15 protein-coding genes are annotated in these 16,063 nt (G+C 62.6%); 5 read left to right on the top strand and 10 right to left on the bottom strand.

Annotated features, from left to right (window positions below; translation table 11 throughout):
* Positions 1 to 92 precede the first annotated feature (92 nt).
* The 3 genes from ACFQ6Y_RS10690 to ACFQ6Y_RS10680 all read right to left on the bottom strand — a co-directional run bounded on the left by ACFQ6Y_RS10690 (position 93) and on the right by ACFQ6Y_RS10680 (position 2,376).
* The gene (locus ACFQ6Y_RS10690; RefSeq protein WP_378631799.1) at positions 93 to 1,088 is read right to left on the bottom strand and encodes an ATP-binding protein; all 996 of its coding nucleotides are present in this window, start codon (positions 1,086 to 1,088) and stop codon (positions 93 to 95) included.
* Positions 1,085 to 1,771, bottom strand: coding sequence for a response regulator transcription factor (locus tag ACFQ6Y_RS10685; RefSeq protein ID WP_378631795.1), 687 nt, complete (start codon positions 1,769 to 1,771; stop codon positions 1,085 to 1,087). Before ACFQ6Y_RS10685 ends, ACFQ6Y_RS10690 begins: the two co-directional genes overlap by 4 nt.
* Before the next feature lie 65 nt (positions 1,772 to 1,836).
* On the bottom strand, positions 1,837 to 2,376 hold the full coding sequence (locus ACFQ6Y_RS10680; RefSeq protein ID WP_378631791.1) for an NlpC/P60 family protein: 540 nt from the start codon (positions 2,374 to 2,376) through the stop codon (positions 1,837 to 1,839).
* Between the two features lie 250 nt (positions 2,377 to 2,626).
* On the opposite strand from ACFQ6Y_RS10680, the gene ACFQ6Y_RS10675 reads away from it, so the two are divergent.
* Positions 2,627 to 3,721 (top strand): serine hydrolase domain-containing protein, encoded by a 1,095-nt coding sequence (locus ACFQ6Y_RS10675; protein WP_378631788.1) that lies wholly within the window; start codon positions 2,627 to 2,629, stop codon positions 3,719 to 3,721.
* 21 nt (positions 3,722 to 3,742) lie between these two features.
* On the opposite strand, the gene ACFQ6Y_RS10670 is transcribed toward ACFQ6Y_RS10675, so the two are convergent.
* A complete protein-coding gene (locus tag ACFQ6Y_RS10670) occupies positions 3,743 to 4,960 on the bottom strand; it encodes an erythromycin esterase family protein (protein WP_378631785.1) in 1,218 nt (405 codons plus the stop codon).
* A 113-nt stretch (positions 4,961 to 5,073) separates the two neighbouring features.
* Between ACFQ6Y_RS10670 and ACFQ6Y_RS10665 the strand changes: the two genes are divergently transcribed.
* Complete coding sequence (locus ACFQ6Y_RS10665) at positions 5,074 to 5,769, top strand: TioE family transcriptional regulator (protein ID WP_378631782.1); 696 nt, start codon at positions 5,074 to 5,076, stop codon at positions 5,767 to 5,769.
* A gap of 31 nt (positions 5,770 to 5,800) precedes the next feature.
* On the opposite strand, the gene ACFQ6Y_RS10660 is transcribed toward ACFQ6Y_RS10665, so the two are convergent.
* Positions 5,801 to 6,448 (bottom strand): TetR/AcrR family transcriptional regulator, encoded by a 648-nt coding sequence (locus tag ACFQ6Y_RS10660; protein WP_378631777.1) that lies wholly within the window; start codon positions 6,446 to 6,448, stop codon positions 5,801 to 5,803.
* 80 nt (positions 6,449 to 6,528) lie between these two features.
* Here ACFQ6Y_RS10660 and ACFQ6Y_RS10655 point away from each other — a divergent pair, with 80 nt between their 5' ends.
* Entirely contained in the window at positions 6,529 to 8,082 is a 1,554-nt protein-coding gene (locus ACFQ6Y_RS10655; protein WP_378631772.1) for an MFS transporter, read from the top strand.
* On the opposite strand, the gene ACFQ6Y_RS10650 is transcribed toward ACFQ6Y_RS10655, so the two are convergent.
* Complete coding sequence (locus tag ACFQ6Y_RS10650) at positions 7,967 to 10,264, bottom strand: ATP-dependent DNA ligase (RefSeq protein ID WP_378631769.1); 2,298 nt, start codon at positions 10,262 to 10,264, stop codon at positions 7,967 to 7,969. The two genes, ACFQ6Y_RS10655 and ACFQ6Y_RS10650, sit on opposite strands and share 116 nt — an antisense overlap.
* Positions 10,265 to 10,308: 44 nt before the next feature.
* On the opposite strand from ACFQ6Y_RS10650, the gene ACFQ6Y_RS10645 reads away from it, so the two are divergent.
* The gene (locus ACFQ6Y_RS10645) at positions 10,309 to 10,668 is read left to right on the top strand and encodes a WhiB family transcriptional regulator (RefSeq protein ID WP_378631766.1); all 360 of its coding nucleotides are present in this window, start codon (positions 10,309 to 10,311) and stop codon (positions 10,666 to 10,668) included.
* 65 nt (positions 10,669 to 10,733) lie between these two features.
* Positions 10,734 to 11,639 carry a transporter substrate-binding domain-containing protein gene (locus ACFQ6Y_RS10640; RefSeq protein WP_378631762.1) on the top strand — a complete coding sequence of 302 codons (906 nt, stop codon included), beginning with the start codon at positions 10,734 to 10,736 and terminating at the stop codon, positions 11,637 to 11,639.
* A 1-nt stretch (position 11,640) separates the two neighbouring features.
* Here ACFQ6Y_RS10640 and ACFQ6Y_RS10635 read toward each other — a convergent pair whose 3' ends face one another.
* The 4 genes from ACFQ6Y_RS10635 to ACFQ6Y_RS10620 form a co-directional block, all read right to left on the bottom strand.
* The gene (locus ACFQ6Y_RS10635; protein ID WP_378631759.1) at positions 11,641 to 13,296 is read right to left on the bottom strand and encodes a substrate-binding domain-containing protein; all 1,656 of its coding nucleotides are present in this window, start codon (positions 13,294 to 13,296) and stop codon (positions 11,641 to 11,643) included.
* Between the two features lie 120 nt (positions 13,297 to 13,416).
* Positions 13,417 to 13,848: an SRPBCC family protein gene (locus ACFQ6Y_RS10630; RefSeq protein ID WP_003939735.1), complete on the bottom strand. Its 432-nt coding sequence runs from the start codon at positions 13,846 to 13,848 to the stop codon at positions 13,417 to 13,419.
* 73 nt (positions 13,849 to 13,921) lie between these two features.
* A complete protein-coding gene (locus ACFQ6Y_RS10625) occupies positions 13,922 to 15,559 on the bottom strand; it encodes a cation acetate symporter (RefSeq protein ID WP_378532439.1) in 1,638 nt (545 codons plus the stop codon).
* Positions 15,556 to 15,918, bottom strand: a complete 363-nt coding sequence (locus tag ACFQ6Y_RS10620; RefSeq protein ID WP_003939976.1) for a DUF485 domain-containing protein — start codon at positions 15,916 to 15,918, stop codon at positions 15,556 to 15,558. The genes ACFQ6Y_RS10625 and ACFQ6Y_RS10620 overlap by 4 nt, the downstream gene beginning before the upstream one ends.
* Positions 15,919 to 16,063 lie beyond the last annotated feature (145 nt).

Genomic DNA, 16,063 nt, shown 5'->3' with positions numbered 1-16,063 from the left:
CTGGTTCAAATTTTCAGGTTCGGAAGTACAGACGAATGCCGATGAAGGCATGCGCCATCGCGAGATCTCTCGATCTCGTCAGGGACTTTGATTCAGTTCTGCGGCAGCACTACTCGAATGCAGCATCCCGACGGGGCATCGACGACCGCAATCCTGCCGTCATGTAATTCGACCGCCCACTTCGCGATCGCGAGGCCGAGCCCGGTGCCCCCGTCTGTCGATCCGCCGCGGATGAAGCGGTCGAACACTCGCTCTCGGGCTTGTGGTTCGATGCCGGGGCCGTCGTCGTGGACGTCGAGCACCAACTCCCCCGCGCTGCCGGAACGCACTCGGATGGCAACTTTGGTGTCGACGTTCCCGTGCTGAACCGCGTTGTCCACCAAGTTGGTCACCACCTGATGGAGGCGATCCGGATCGGCTACCACGGACAATTGCGGAGGCTTCACGTCTATCTCGATGTCGCCCGCACTCACACTCGACAGCTCGCGTAGGAATGGCTCGACCTCGAAACGGCTGCGCTTCAACGGCATTGCGCCGCCCTCGAGTTTCGAGAGGTCGAGAAGGTCGGCCACCAACGCGCCCAGTCGTTCCGTCTGCCGCAGCGCCGACTTCATCATCGCCGGATCCGGTTCTTCGACACCGTCGACGACGTTTTCGAGCATGGCCTGCAAAGCGGTGATGGGCGTGCGTAATTCGTGGGAGACGTTGCCGATCAGCTCGCGGCGGTACCGGTCGTCTGCCCCGAGGTCCTCGGCCATCCGATTGAACGCATGGGCGAGTTCGCCTACTTCATCGCGGGAAGTCGCTCGCACACGCCTCGAATAGTCGCCGCGCGCCATCGCCTTCGCCGCGGCCGTCATCTCGCGAAGCGGCGACGTCATTCCGTGTGCGAGCACCTGTGTAACTCCGAGAGCGACAACCAACGCGGTCAGCAGGGCGAAACGAAACGGTTGTTGCGACGTCAGCCAGAACCCACCGGAGGCGAACAACAGTGCTGCGACAACCAAGAGCCCGACCTTCACCTTGAAGGATCGCATCGGGTCCAGGGGCCGCGGCCACCGCGCAAAGAGTCGGTCGACGCTGCTCATCGCGGCACGTCCCAGGCGTACCCGACGCCGTGAACGGTCCGGATCACGGAAGATCCGAGCTTGCGTCGTAACGCCTTGACGTGGCTGTCGACGGTCCGACTACCCGCTCCCTCGCCCCAGCCCCAGATCTCCTCGAGCAGCGACTCCCGTGGGATCGCGGCTCGCGGCCGTTCCGCCAGATAGGCGATGAGATCGAATTCGGTGCGGGTCAGATGGACTTCTTGGGCATCACGGCGCACTCGACGCTCGGTCAGGTCGATCACGACGTCACCGAACTCGAGGAGGTCGGTCACCGGACGAGCGGCATGCTCCGCACGATCAGCACGCCGAAGCAACGCCTGCACCCGGGCGACGAGGACACGCATGCTGAACGGCTTGCTCAGGTAATCGTCGGCCCCCACACCGAGACCGATCAGCAAGTCGGTTTCATCGGCACGTGCTGTCAGCATCAGCACGGGTACCGGGCGCACAGCCTGGATGCGGCGGCACACTTCGAGGCCGTCGAACCCCGGCATCATCACGTCGAGCACCACCAGGTCTGCATCCATCTGCTCGCAGCGGGTCACCGCGCTGGGACCGTCGAACGCCAGCTCGACGTCGTAGCCCTCGGCGCGCAGCCTCGCCGCGATGGACTCGCAGATACTGACCTCGTCGTCGACCACGAGCACTCTTCGCTGACTCATGGAACTGACTGTATTCGGCCGTCGTGGATGAACCTGGGAGGACTTGTGAAGGTTCTGTGCAGGTTCTAGAACCTGCGGATGTTGTTGATCGGCAGATCCGTGAGGGGCGTCAGTCCGGTCGGAACACCAACACCGTAGGCGTTGAACACCATTCCGAACCCAGCGTAGATGCCGACATGCGTCGCTCCGGGATAGAACGTGATGACGTCGCCGGGAGCGAGGGCCCACCGCGGAACCGGCTGTCCGACGTTGGCCTGCTGCTGACTGGTCCGTGGCAGATTCACCCCGGCCTGCCGAAACGCCCATTGCACCAGCCCGGAGCAGTCCCACGAGTTCGGCCCGACGCCGCCCCACTGGTAGGGCTTTCCGGTCTGAGTGCTCGCCGCTGCCAGCGCGATCAGGCCTGCCGGACTCGGAATGGGCAGGGCGGCTGAACCGCTGCTGATGCTGCCCGCGCTCCCCAGGCTGCCGGAACTCCCGCTACTGCCACCGCTACCGAGGCTTCCCGGGTCGGCTGAGGCAGGGGCAGGGGCAGCGGACAGCAACAGAACACTTCCGGTCAGCAGAGCCGCGACCGTTCCCGTGCGGAGTGTCGACTTCTTCATGCATCCGTCCTTCGTGGGAGTCGTTTCGGCGCGCGGCAGCGCACCTCGATAGCCGTGAACTGGTAAGACACGTGAAAACAAACACTTCGTTCGGATGTTAACGGCGTGGACGTGGTGTTCGGACAGGAATGATTGATCCGATTTGTCGGTTTTGAACAAACGGGCCTTACGTCCCGGCCCGGCAGAAGATCAGGGAATGATGGGGGATTTCCTGGATCCCGCGGCACGACAAGGTCCATAGATTCGACTCATGCGCCCATACCTGCTCGTCGCCGCGGTCATCATCGGAGCCACCACGGCACTCGTCGGTTGCTCGACGCTCCAGCGCGCAGTGGAGATTCAATCGGATCTCGACGGACTCACCCGCTCGGGCGTCGTCGGGTCGATCGCAACACTCGACGACGGCACCACGACGGCTGTCATGACCAGCGGCGTGCCCAACCGGACCAACGGCGATTCGATCGGCAAGAATGATCGCGTCCGGATCGGAAGTGTGACAAAAACATTCACTGCTTCGCTCGTTCTGCAGTTGGTGGCCGAAGGCAAGGTCGACCTCGACGCACCGATCGAGCAGTACCTTCCGGGGCAGCTACATGGGAGCGGCACGGACGGCAGCGCGATCACCGTGCGGCAGCTGCTGCAACACCGCAGCGGCCTTCCCGAGTTCGCCGGTGAACCCGGAGCCGACGAATGGATTGCCGCAAACGAGGACCGGATGCTGACGCCTTCCGCTGCGCTCGCCATCGCCCTCGGCAAACCGGCCCAATTCGTTCCCGGAACGTCGTTCGTCTACACCAACACCAACTACATCGTTCTCGGAATGCTCGTCGAATCCGTGACCGGCCGCAGCTACGCCGATGAACTTCAGTCTCGGATACTCGACCCGCTGCATCTGGGAGACACGTACCTCCCGCCGGCCGGCGAACGCGACATCAGGGGCGATCACCTGACGGGCTATCAGGACCTGGGAGGGGGCCTGACAGATGTTTCCCGGACCGAACCGTCGATCCCCTGGTCTGCGGGAGCGATGGTGTCGACGGGCACAGACCTGAACGTCTTCTGGCGGGCACTACTCGACGGGCAGGTGGTGCCGGCCGCGCAGCTTGCCGCGATGACTACTGAGCAAGTCGCCGCCACCGAAGCCGAGGGGCTCGGGTACGGGATGGGCGTCAGCGTCACCGAACTTCCTTGCGGCGTCACCTATACCGGCCACAGCGGCGGGATCTACGGGTACTACACGTTGTCCGGTGCGACGCCGGATCGTGCATTCACCGTGACGCTGACGTCGACGCCGAAGGACCAACCGGACACTGTCGCGATGCTCTCGCATGCTCTCTGCCCCTGAAATGACTATCAGTACTGACGACTACCAGTACTGATGACGCTGCCCGTCGGTATCGTCGACGAAGATGACCGCGTCGGCGCCGTCCAACTCCGACGGTTTCAGCGGCAGATGGCCTGGCAGGATCGCCTCGCCCGCGGCGATCGACGGGTCGAGCGCGGCTCGCAGGGCCGGCGTCGGGAACAGGGCACGCCGAGTGGTCGCATCGGCCAACACACCCTGCAGAGTGCCCGGATCACTGCCGGGGTTGGCGTCGGTTGCCACGAATACGTAACGCTCTCCGAGGGCAAGTCCGACGAGTGAACCGGCGCTCCCCCAACTGACCACATCATCGCTGACCGGCATCTCGGACTGCACTCGCAGAAGATGAGCGTTGTGGGCGAACAGCAGGCTCGGCCCGCGTCGCTGCTCCTGAGCAACGACGGCCAGCAGGTTCTCCGCCATCATCTCGGCGCGCAGGCTGAGGAGAGTTCCGATGCGATCAGGAGCGGAACTCGCCATCGCGGCGTGATATCGCAGGAGTCCTACAGCGGTGCGTGCGTGTGCGAGGGCCAGGTCGTACCCGTCCGGGTCGGTGGGTCGCAGCACGGGCGCGGCGCGCCGAAGGATGCTGCCGAGGTCGTCCGCAATGATGCGCAGGAGGCGAGCATGATCGCAGTCACCGATGGACGCGGCCGGATCGAACATCGCCGCCGGGTTGGTCCAGTCGGCGTCCTGCCCGAGCAGAAGGTCGATGTCGTCGAACGAATGCGGCCGCATCTCAGCGGGCAGGATGTCACCTGCCGCAGACAGTGCGCGGCGCGGGCTCGGTGCACCGGAATACTCCACCGGAGCGTCGAAGCCGTAGAAGCGAACTCGGTCGGCCGGAGCGCGGCCGTGGTTGTACTCGCGTAGCCATTCGACGAGTTCGCGGTTTCCCGGTACTGCGCCGAATCCGTGGCTGAAGCCTGTGGCGAGCACTTTCTCGATGTCCGCCTCTCCCCCGCTCACGTAGTCGTCGACAAGGAATGCCGCAAAGACATCTGTTTCGAGCACGATCGACCGATACCCTCGTTCGACCAGCTGGCCGAGAAGTTCGTTGCGCAGCAACGGAAAAGCCTTGATCCCGTGAGTCGGCTCGCCGAGGCCGAGCAGAGTCGGCGCCTCACTTCGCGCTGCGAGCAGTTCGTCGACGACGCGACCAAGACTTGCCGAGTCTTCGAGTTGGCGGCCGATCTCACTCAGTGCCGGGGCAGTAGACATGGATATCCCTTTCGAAGGTGGACTGCCTTCGACAGTATCGTTGAAGATTCGGGTGAAACTTTCACAACAATTACCTGGGGCAGATCGCTGAAAGCCTCAACCGGAGGTGCTCAGTGCGGCCCATCGACCTTGCCCGTGAACACGGGTTGTCCGCACAGGCGATCCGCAATTACGACGACGCCGGCATCCTTCCTCCGACCGAGCGCAGCAACACCGGCTACCGGCGCTACACGCCTCTGCACGCGCAGGCCCTGCGTTCTTTCCTTGCGTTGCGCAGCGGTCACGGACACCAACAAGCTACGGAAATCATGCGGGCGACCAATCAGGGCGACACCGAGTCCGCCTACCGCCTGATCGACAGTGCGCACGTGACGCTGCTCGCCGAGCGTGGCACCCGCACCGAGGTAGCCACAGCGCTGGGGACTCTGTCCACCACGGCACCGGCACGCGTGCGTGGTCCAGCATTGACGGTGGGTGAGCTCGCGCGCCGTCTCGGCGTGCATCCAGCCACACTGCGCACCTGGGAAGAGCACGGCATTCTGCGTCCAGAGCGCGAACGATCAACGGGTTATCGCGAATACGGGCCGGAGTGTGTGCGCGACGCCGAGATCGCCAGGCAACTGCGACGCGGCGGCTACCGGCTGTCGCAAGTCGCCCAATTCGTCGATTCGCTGCGCGAGGCCGGCGGAGCGGACGCATTGGCGGCGTTCCTCGACTCCTGGCAGGACCGGCTGACCACACGCAGTCGCAACCTTCTCGCCGGCGCAGCTCAGCTCGATGCCTATCTCACGATGCTGGACCAGACCTAGCAGGGTTGCGGATCGACAAACGGATAAGGCGTCAGTTCACAAGCCGCGCAAGGCTCCTCACCATCTCACTGACGGTATCCGTCGACGGCCACGGGAACTCCGGGAGATCGGCACGCAACATCACCTGCCCGTGCAGCGAGGTCCAGATCGACACGGCATCGACAAAAGTGTCTGTGCTGTTTGACTTCCCAGCGGCGACACACGCGTCGAGGTTGGTCACCAGAGTGTTGAACGCAGCCAGCCCTCGCGTATCCGATTGTGGTGATTGACCTTTCGGCCTGGACCACCCGAACAAGACCCGATACCGAGCAGGCTCGGAAATGCCGAACTCGACGTACGCCGAGCAACCGGCGTACAGGCCCTCGACGGGGTCGGAATGCGCGGCCACTGCGTCGGCCACGGCGAGATGCAACTGCTCCAGCGATTCGGAGACAACCGCTTCGACAATGGCGTCGCGATCGGAAAAATGTCCATAGATCGAAGGGGCAGAGATCCCGACCTCGCGAGCGACCGATCGAAGCGTCACCGCCTGATCCGATCCGGTCCGGGCGATGAGCGTCGCCGCTGCGGCAACGATCTCTCCGCGCAGTCGTGCGCCGCTTCCTCGCGGATTTCGGGCGCGAGAACTCCGAGAACCACTGGTTTCGGTTTCATCGGCTTCCTCGGGACCATGACTCACCAGACAAACTTTACACATGTAAGGCGAAGCGGTACGTTCTCATCACTAAACATCCGTAAGGTTACATTTGTAAGGAAATGATGAATTCTCTGGAACCCACTGACCGGCGACGATGGGCAGCACAAGGCGCCCTCTGCACATCCCTGGTCGTCGTCACGATCGACAACACCGTCCTCAACACCGCCATCCCCACCCTGGCCCGCGAACTGCACGCCACCACCGTCGACCTGCAATGGATCAACAACGCGTACACACTGGCGTTCGCCGCCTTGCTCATCACGGCGGGTGGACTGGGCGCGAGATTCGGTCACCGGCGAATACTTCTGACCGGCCTCACACTTTTTGCCCTCGGGTCTGCCTGCGCCGCCCTCTCTCACACGTCGTTGCAGCTGATCGGGTGGAGAACAGTGATGGGAGCAGCTGCCGCACTGGTCATGCCCGCGACGTTGTCACTTGTCGTCTCGATATTCGCCCCGCACGAGAGAGGTCGGGCGATAGGCATCTGGTCTGCAACCGCCGGACTCGGAATCGCGATCGGTCCGGTAGCCGGTGGCGTACTACTCGAACATTTCAACTGGGGAAGTGTCTTCTGGATCAACCTCCCACTGGTCGCCGGTGTGATCGCCGCGACGATTCTTCTTGTGCCCCCGGCAAGAGGAATCACGAAGGGTTCGTTCGACATCCCCGGCCTCCTGTTGTCCGCCGGCGGACTGGCTTTGATGGTGGATGCCCTCACCCAGGCAAGCCTTCGCGGATGGTCGTCGCCCGTCACGCTGGTGGAGATCGTCAGCGCAACAGCACTTCTCGCCGTATTCATTTGGTGGGAGCTGCGGGCCTCGGCGCCGATGACCGACGTGCGCATCTTCACCAGTCGAGTGTTCAGCATCTCCAATGCCATCTTGGCCGTAACGTTCTTCGCCGTGTTCGGAGTTCTCTTCACGTACACGCAATACCTCCAATTAGTTCGTGGTTACGGTCCATTGGTCGCCGGCGTCGGTGCAGTTCCGTTTGCGATAGTGATGGCGGCTGTCGCCTCCAGCAGCGATCGTATGGTCGGCCGATTCGGCGTGCGCAGTTCGATCGCGAGCGGTCTCGCAGTCATGTCCGTGGGACTGTTGGTCCTGTCGATCGCAGCAGATAGGTACGCACCGTTCGGAATCCTGGCTGCGATCATGGCACTGGTCGGCGCGGGGATGGGGTTGGTCATGGCTCCGGCCACAACCACGTCGATATCTTCGGTTGCGCCCCAGCAGGCTTCGATGGCCAGTTCGATCAACAGCGTCGTGCGAGAGTTGGGTGGAGTTCTGGGCGTCGCCGTCATCGGGACGGTCGTAGCCACTGTTTTCCGGTCCCGCTTCGAACCCGGAGTCGATACTTCCACAGCCGATCTGGCGCAGATCCATGCCGGAGCTCCCCCAGCGAGTGCCTTGACCGACGCAGCGAACCAGGCTTACACCTCGGCGATGAGTACCGGAATCCAAATCTGTGCCGCAGTCGCGTTCGTCGGTGCGTTGGCCGTCATTGCACTGTTTCCCGCACCACGTCTTCCCGCACCACGTCGCCCGGTCTCTTCTCCTCCCGCAGACCTCGCCAACTCGGATGACGCAGACGCTCGGTCTTCGTCCAATCCATGAACCGCACCTCACCGACGAGTTCCGGTTTCACCCACACTGCTCCCTTGCGGTCGTCGGCGGGCAGTTCCTCCTCGAACGGACTTTCCTTCTGACGCAGCGGTTCCAGTGTCGCAAGTAAAGACTCCAAGTCGCGATCACTGAAGCCGGTGCCGACGCGCCCCACGTAGGTCAACCCGTGCTCGCCCGGAATACCCATGAGCAGCGCGCCGATTCCCTGCGCTCGATTGCCCTGCCCGGTGCGCCACCCACCGATCACCACCTCCTGGGTACGCCAGTTCTTCACCTTGATCCAACTCGATCCCCGCCGACCCGGAAGGTAGACCGATGCACGACGTTTGGCGACAATCCCTTCCCACCCGGCATCGGTACTCACCTCCAACGCGTTCTCCGCCGTACCCTCGATCTGTGGGGGCACCTCGAGTTCACCGACCTTGCCCGCCAATGCATTCAATACGGTACGGCGATCAGAATAGGACTTCCGCAGCAAAGACACTCCGTCGAGGTACAGAAGATCGAAGGCCAGGAAAACCGGATCCCCACCGCGCTGCAGCAGACCGAAATCGGTGACACCCGCCTCGTTGTACGCCACCACTTCGCCGTCGAGAACCACCTCATGACCGTCCAGGATCTCGGCCAACCCCGAAAGGGCGGGATAGTCCCGAGTCTTGTCGTTACCCGCGCGACTGCGGAATGTCATTGTGCCCGAACGATATTCGAGAATTACCCGAATACCGTCCCACTTTCCTTCGAAAGCCCACTCCTGCGGGTCGAGGCCCTCGAGCGTTCCAGCGGTGGCAAGCATCGGCTCGAGATTCTTGGGAAACTCCGTTCCGAAACTCGCGTTCTGATCCTTCATCAGATGCATCAACCACTGGTCACCCTTTGTCCGGATCAGCGCGAACCGTCCCTGCACCCGTTTCCCACGGAGGCGCACGATCACCTCGTCGTCACGCCACTTCTCGGTCTCGTATGTTCCGGAATCCCAGATCGTCATCGAACCGCCGCCGTACTCCCCCTTCGGAATCGTGCCCGAGAACGTGGCGTATTCGAGCGGATGATCCTCGGTGTGCACGGCCAACCGGTTCTCTCCGGCACTGGTCGGCACACCCTTCGGGACTGCCCAGGATACGAGCACACCGTCCCGCTCGAGACGTACGTCGTAATGCAATCGCCTGGCGTGATGTTCTTGAATCACAAAGGTATTGCCCGCTGTCTCCTTGTCCACCGCAGCCGGGATCGGCTCGGGCGTCCGATCAGCCGATCGTTTGTTGCGATAGTGCGTCAACGTGTCGGCCACAGCCGTCGAGACGGGCGGATCCAAGTCGCGCAGCAGATCACCGTCTGATTCGACGCGCTCCAGAACCTCGTCGAACAGCAGGTGGCGCAGCTTCGGATCGTCGAGTTCGTCCCAACTACGCGGCGCGGCAACATAGGGTTGATCGCGACCGCGCATCGAATAGGGCGCAATGGTGGTCTTGGCTGCGTTGTTCTGACTCCAGTCCACGAAGATCTTGCCGGCCCGGACATTTCGAGCCATCGTTGCGGTGACGAGATCCGGGTGAAGCTTCTCCAATCCGGTGGCGATCTGCTTGGCGACAGTCGACGCACCACTGCCGTCCAAAGTTCGATCCAGCGGAACGTAGAGGTGGATTCCCTTGCTACCACTGGTTACCGGATAAGCAGTCCACCCCAGAGTTGCAACCAGATCTCGAATCGACCTCGCCACCTCGGCGCACTCGGCCAACCCCACGCCCTCACCCGGATCGAGATCGAACACCAGTCGTGTCGCCGGGCCACGCTCGGAACCGTCGAACCGCCATTGGGGAACGTGCAATTCGAGTGCCGCCTGCTGCCCCAACCACGCCAGGGATGCAACGGAATCGAAGATCGGATAAGTGACAACACGATCCGAGTGTTGCAGCGACGCTCGGGTAAGCCACTGCGGCGCAGACGACGCAAGGTTCTTTTCGAAGAAGGACTGGCCATCGACGCCGTTCGGCCAACGCTTACGAGTACCCGGCCTACCGACGACGTGCGGAAGCATGACTGCGGCGATACGGGTGTAGTAGTCGATGACTTCGGCCTTCGTGGTGCCGCTCTCGGGGTAGAGGATCTTGCCCAGATTGGTCACGGACACCGTTGTGCCGTCGAGCGTGATCTGACCCCGATCCGTCGTTGCCATTTCCTCATTGTGCTGGAAACCGCTGTGTCTGGATACCGCTGCGTATGGCAGTAGAAATCTGGTGGATCGGAAACCTGCCGCTGCGCCAGTCCACGGGCAAGACTGGATTCTCGATCGGAGAGGAGACCACGATGACAGTTCGCAGTTCCCCGGAGCCGTTAGTGGACAACAACTGGCGGATGTTCGCCACCTGTAAGACGGTGGACCCGGCGGTGTTCTATTCGCCGGGTGAAGAACGCGGACGCAATCGGACTGCACGGGAAAGTTCCGCGAAGCAGGTGTGCTTCCGCTGCCCTGTCATCCGGGACTGCCTGACTTTTGCACTCGAGACCGCTGAACCGCACGGAGTCTGGGGTGGGACGACGCCGTCTGAGCGCCTTGCGTTACGACGCTCAGCTGCGTGAACACCTCTCGCACGAGACCCCCGTCACGTCCATACCGGACAAACAGGCAAGATGGCCTTGTGCCTATGACACGACGCGCTGTTGCCGTGACCGCGATCTTCGCTTCCTCGATCTTGTTGGGCTCGTGTTCGTCGCAGCCGGAAGCACCTGCGGCAGCGGATACCACGACCACGGTTCCCGAGGCCTTCACCAAACTGCCCTCGACCACCGCAGTGGACAAGTGCGGGCCCCAGAGCGGGACCACCCTCGAAGACGGTGTCTTGACCATCGCCACCGATTCACCGGCATACGCACCGTGGTTCGTCGACAACAATCCGTCGAACGGCAAGGGCTTCGAGGGTGCCGTGGCCCGCGCCGTCGTCGACAAGCTCGGATACACCGCCGAGCAGGTTCGCTTCACCACGGTCGCCTTCAACGACGCTTTGAAACCGGGCCCCAAGAATTTCGACTTCGACGCCAATCAGTTCACGATTTCCGGGGAACGCCGCGAGAGGGTCGACTTCAGCTCGCCGTATTACGCAGTGGCGCAGTCGGTGATCGCCTCACGCGGAAGCAAAGCCGCTGGTGCAAAGAATCTTGCGGATCTTGCGGGCTACCGCTTGGGCGCTCAGACGGGTTCCACCAGCCTCGCGGCGATCACCGACACGATTGTTCCGACCACTGCGCCACGCGAATTCGCGACCACGGACGACGCGAAAGCAGCGCTGGCCGCAGGCGAGATCGAGGCGCTGGTCGTCGACATCCCGACGGGATTCCACATCACCGAGAACGAACTCCCCGGGTCCGTCATCGTGGGTCAGTTTCCGCGGCCCAATGCGGTCACCGAATTCTTCGGTTTGGTGCTCGAGAAGAACAGTCCACTGACCGCGTGCGTCTCTGCCGCCGTGGATGCGCTCTACGCCGACGGCACCCTAGAGAAGCTCGCGACCGAATGGATCACGGACAGCGCGGACGCACCCGTACTCGAGTAGTTCAGCCGGCGCGCCCACTGATCGCGCCGACGAAGACCTTCGGGATGTCTGCCGGTGTCGGAGCGAAGTGACTGTTGCCGCCGGTGAGAGCCGAAATCTGCTCGAGCACATCGGTATCGGCGTCATCGGTGACGCCGATGGTGATGATCGGCACCGGGCGCGACGGGTCCTGTTCGCGAGTCAGGGTGTCGAGAAGTTCTTGCAGCGAGATCCCTGCCGGATCGTCGTTGGCACCGTCGGTCAGCAGAATCACCGAATTGATCGACGCCGGATCGTAGGACTGTTGCACCGACCGATACGCGGCGAGAACGCTGTCGTACAAACCTGTTCCACCGCCGACGATCGAAGAGAGATTGTCGATCTGAGACAGTAGTTTGCTCCGATGGTCCGTCTCGCCTTCCATTGCATCCATACGGGCGATGGGTTCGAGTTCGCGGTAGTCCGTCCCGTCACCGAGGTCCACGGAGAAGGCCCAGAGGCCCAATTGTGCGTTGGCGGGAAACATTCGGATCGCGATGTCGCCGGCCTGCGCGGTCGCGGCCATTCGAGTGATCCCGTCCTGCATGTAGTCCATGGACCCCGAGACGTCGACAACCGCCAATGCGCGCGATGGTCTGGACAGAATCTCGTACCGCGCCAGGGCTTTGGTGACGACAGCCGGATCGGACGGCACCAGCGGCACAACCTTCCCCACTCCGCCGGCGACCAGTGGGGCCTGATCCGCGCCGCGGAACCCGAGGCCGGCGAGCACGGAGCGTCCGGTGTCCGATGTCAGAGCCGCCGCCAGCAGTTTGCCGGCTTCGTCTGCCCTAGACGAGTCTGCGCCCACACTTGCCATTGGGTAATCCATGAAGACCGAACCGGCCGCCGGAACCGACGCGGCGAGTCCACTGTCAGCATGCGCGGCGAGATAAGCCTCGAAGGTCTGCTCGGTAGTCACCGCGGTCCCGCCGTCCGCGTCCACGGTTTGGATGCGTCCGGTCGAACCGGTTTCCTTCAGATTTCCGTACTGCGCTTGCGCCACCGGGACCAGGGCTGCCGAAATGGACGTGAGGTCCCCGCCCCGCGACTGGGTCTCGGCAAAGGCTGCCACGATCGGCGCACTGGAGACGGCACTGGTCAGGGGATCACCGATGTGCAGTGCTGGAGCACCGAGGACATCCGTCCATGCACCGGGTGCCTCGCTACCCGGCGCCGAGACGGTGACAACAGGGGTGGACGCGACCGAACTGCTGATCCGGCGAATCTCCTGCCCGCTTGCCGAAACCTTGTCCAGCCATTCGCTCGAATCGGGGATCCACAGTGCGGGCGCCGAACCGTCGGCGATCGCCGCGACGGTGAGCGCGGGATCTTGCGGCGTCACGCGCAGTGACGTGCACCCGAGATTCGCAGCGGGAATGGCAGCGGCGACGGCTTCGAGCGCTGAGGCGATCGACGGATCGGCCGCCACAGGCACGGTTTCCTGGTTGTCGCAATTGGTTGCTGTCGCAGCAGCAGCGGCGCCCACGCCGGGTTCTCCTTTGTCGCTGACGCTCTTGAACGTCACCGCAAATGCTGCGGTTCCACCGACTGCAACTACCGCCAGGAGTCCGATCAGAACCTGCACGGATCGAGGCATGGACGCAGGTGGTGCGCCGTACCCGTGACGAGACGACATTGAGCGAATCCTTTCCGGCGGGACCCGCACCAATAACCAACCGATGCCTGGTTTATCCCGCCGAAAAGAATCCTAGCTCATGTTAGCGGCGAAGTAGCTCTATGTGTATATCTCGACAAACTAGGTGTAGATCTGAACAAACTGGGCCAGCGACTTCTCCACATCGCCCTTGAGCGCCCGCGCCACACTCGAACCGATCGGGCCGAACAGCGGCGCTCCACCCAACTCGACTGTCAGCGCAAGTTCCGACCCGTCGCCCTTTGCCTTCACGTCGAGTTCGAGACCGAGCTTGACCCCGCCCTTGCCGTCTCCCTTGAGCGAGATCGCCTTCGGGACGTCGTACTTCTTGATGGTCCACCGAACGCGGTTGCGCAGGCCCTTCACGGTCACGACCGAGCTGATCTCGGTGCCGACACCCAACTGCTCGGGAAGTTCACTACGCCATCCGTCGTGAACCACGAGCCAGTTTTCGTAGCCGCTGAGATCGGAAGCCTTGTCCCACACTTCCTGAGGAGGAAGTGGAACGTCGATTTTCACTGTGAGCTTTGCCATGGCAGAACAATAAGCCCCGTGCGCCTTTTCCGTAACCAGAGGTACCAGAAACGCGCACGGGGCTTTGCCCCTCTTAGTGGCTGACGGCTTTCTCGACGCCGACGCCGGTGAGGGAGCGAACTTCCATCTCTGCCTGCTTTGCCGGATCTTCGATCTTGTTGCGTCCGATGTACGTACCGACGATGCCGAGGACGAATGCCAGCGGGATCGAGACGATGCCGGGGTTCGAGAGCGGGAACCAGGCGAAGTCGGAGTTCGGGAACATCGACGACGCCTTGCCCGACACTGCCGGGGAGAAGACGATCAGCGTCAAGCAGCTGATCAAACCGCCGTAGATGCTGAAGAGTGCACCGGTGGTGTTGAACTTCTTCCAGAACAGCGAGTACAGCAGGGTGGGCAGGTTCGCCGAGGCCGCCACTGCGAAGGCGAGAGCCACCAGGAAGGCGATGTTCTGCCCCATCGCCATGATGCCGAGAACGATGGAGACGAGTCCGATGACCACGACGGTGATTCGAGAAACTCGAACCTGCTGCTCCTCGGTTGCGTTGCCGCGCTTGATGACACTGGCGTAGATGTCGTGGGCGAACGACGCCGACGCAGTGATCGCGAGGCCGGCAACGACGGCGAGGATGGTCGCGAACGCCACCGCGGAAATGATGCCGAGGAAGATGGTGCCACCGAGTTCGAAGGCGAGCAACGGAGCTGCCGCGTTCTCCTTGCCTGGTGCCGCCAAGATCTTGTCCGGTCCGACCATGCTGGCCGCGCCGTAGCCGAGAACCAGTGTGAACAGGTAGAAGGCACCGATCAGCGCGATCGCCCAGGTCACCGAGCGGCGAGCTTCCTTGGCGGTGGGCACCGTGTAGAAGCGCATCAGTACGTGAGGCAGGCCGGCGGTGCCGAGCACCAAAGCGATTCCGAGAGAGATGAAGTCGAGCTTCGTCATTCCGGAGAGTCCGTACTTCGCACCGGGCCCGAGGATGTCTCGTCCCTGCACACCCTTGGTGGTGGAGCTGTTGACCATGTCCTGCGCATTGGCGAGCAACTGAGAGAAGTTGCCGCGCACTGCCCACAGTACGAGCACGAACATGATGCCGGCTCCGGCGACCAGCAGAACCGCCTTGACCATCTGTACGTAGGTGGTGCCCTTCATGCCGCCGACCAAGACGTACACGATCATCAGCACACCGACAATTGCGACGACGATCGACTGTCCCACTTTGCCGTCGATGTTGAGCAGCAGCGCCACAAGTCCACCGGCGCCGGCCATCTGAGCAAGGAGGTAGAAGAGGGAAACTGCCAGAGTGGACAGCGCTGCCGCCATGCGCACCGGACGCTGCTTGAGCCTGAAGCTCAGGACGTCAGCCATCGTGAATCTTCCGGTGTTCCTGAGCAATTCGGCCACCAGAAGCAGCGCAACCAACCAGGCGACAAGGAATCCGATGGAGTACAGGAAACCGTCGTAGCCGTACACGGCGATAGCGCCTGCGATGCCGAGGAACGACGCCGCCGACAGGTAGTCGCCGGCGATGGCGAAGCCGTTCTGCGGGCCGGTGAACTGTCCACCGCCAGTGTAGAAGTCGGATGCCTTCTTGGTGGTCCGGCTGGCGCGGATGACCAGCGTCATGGTCACGACGACGAACGCGAGGAAGATCGCGATGTTGAAGGCGGGGTTTCCTACGTCCGTTCCGGACGCGGCGAGTGTGGTGATCACTGTGCGGGACCTTCCAGTTCTTCGCGGATGGCGGCGGAGCGGGGATCGAGCTCACGGCCGGCGAACTTCACGTACCACGCGGTGATGGCGAAGGTCGTGACGAACTGCCCGAGGCCGAGGATGATGCCGAGATTGATGTTTCCGAGGACCTTGGTGGCCATGAAGTCGTGGGCATAGGTAGCCAGGACGACGTACACCGCATACCAGAGCAGGAAGAATGCAGTGATGGGGAAAACGAACTTGCGCAGACGCGTTCGGAGTTCCTGGAATTCGGGACTCGCTTGCATGTCTATGAATGCCTGGGCATCCGGGGTACGTCGCTCTTGCGGCGACCCCTCACTGATTTCTGCTGTGGACACTGCCGGCTCCTCGCCTCGCGTGTGAAGTGAACTACGCACAGACGTTAGTGAGATCAGAGTCACATGAAGATGCTGTGGTGCCAGTCACACGCTGAGTAGTCGCGCGCTGCGCCGAACGGTCCGGCAGGCGCGACCAACGGCACGA

Source organism: Rhodococcus sp. NPDC056516, from assembly GCF_042794655.1.
GTDB lineage: Bacteria > Actinomycetota > Actinomycetes > Mycobacteriales > Mycobacteriaceae > Rhodococcus_F.
Note: the sequence above shows the minus strand (reverse complement) of the source record. Positions and strands in the feature narration are given on the sequence as shown.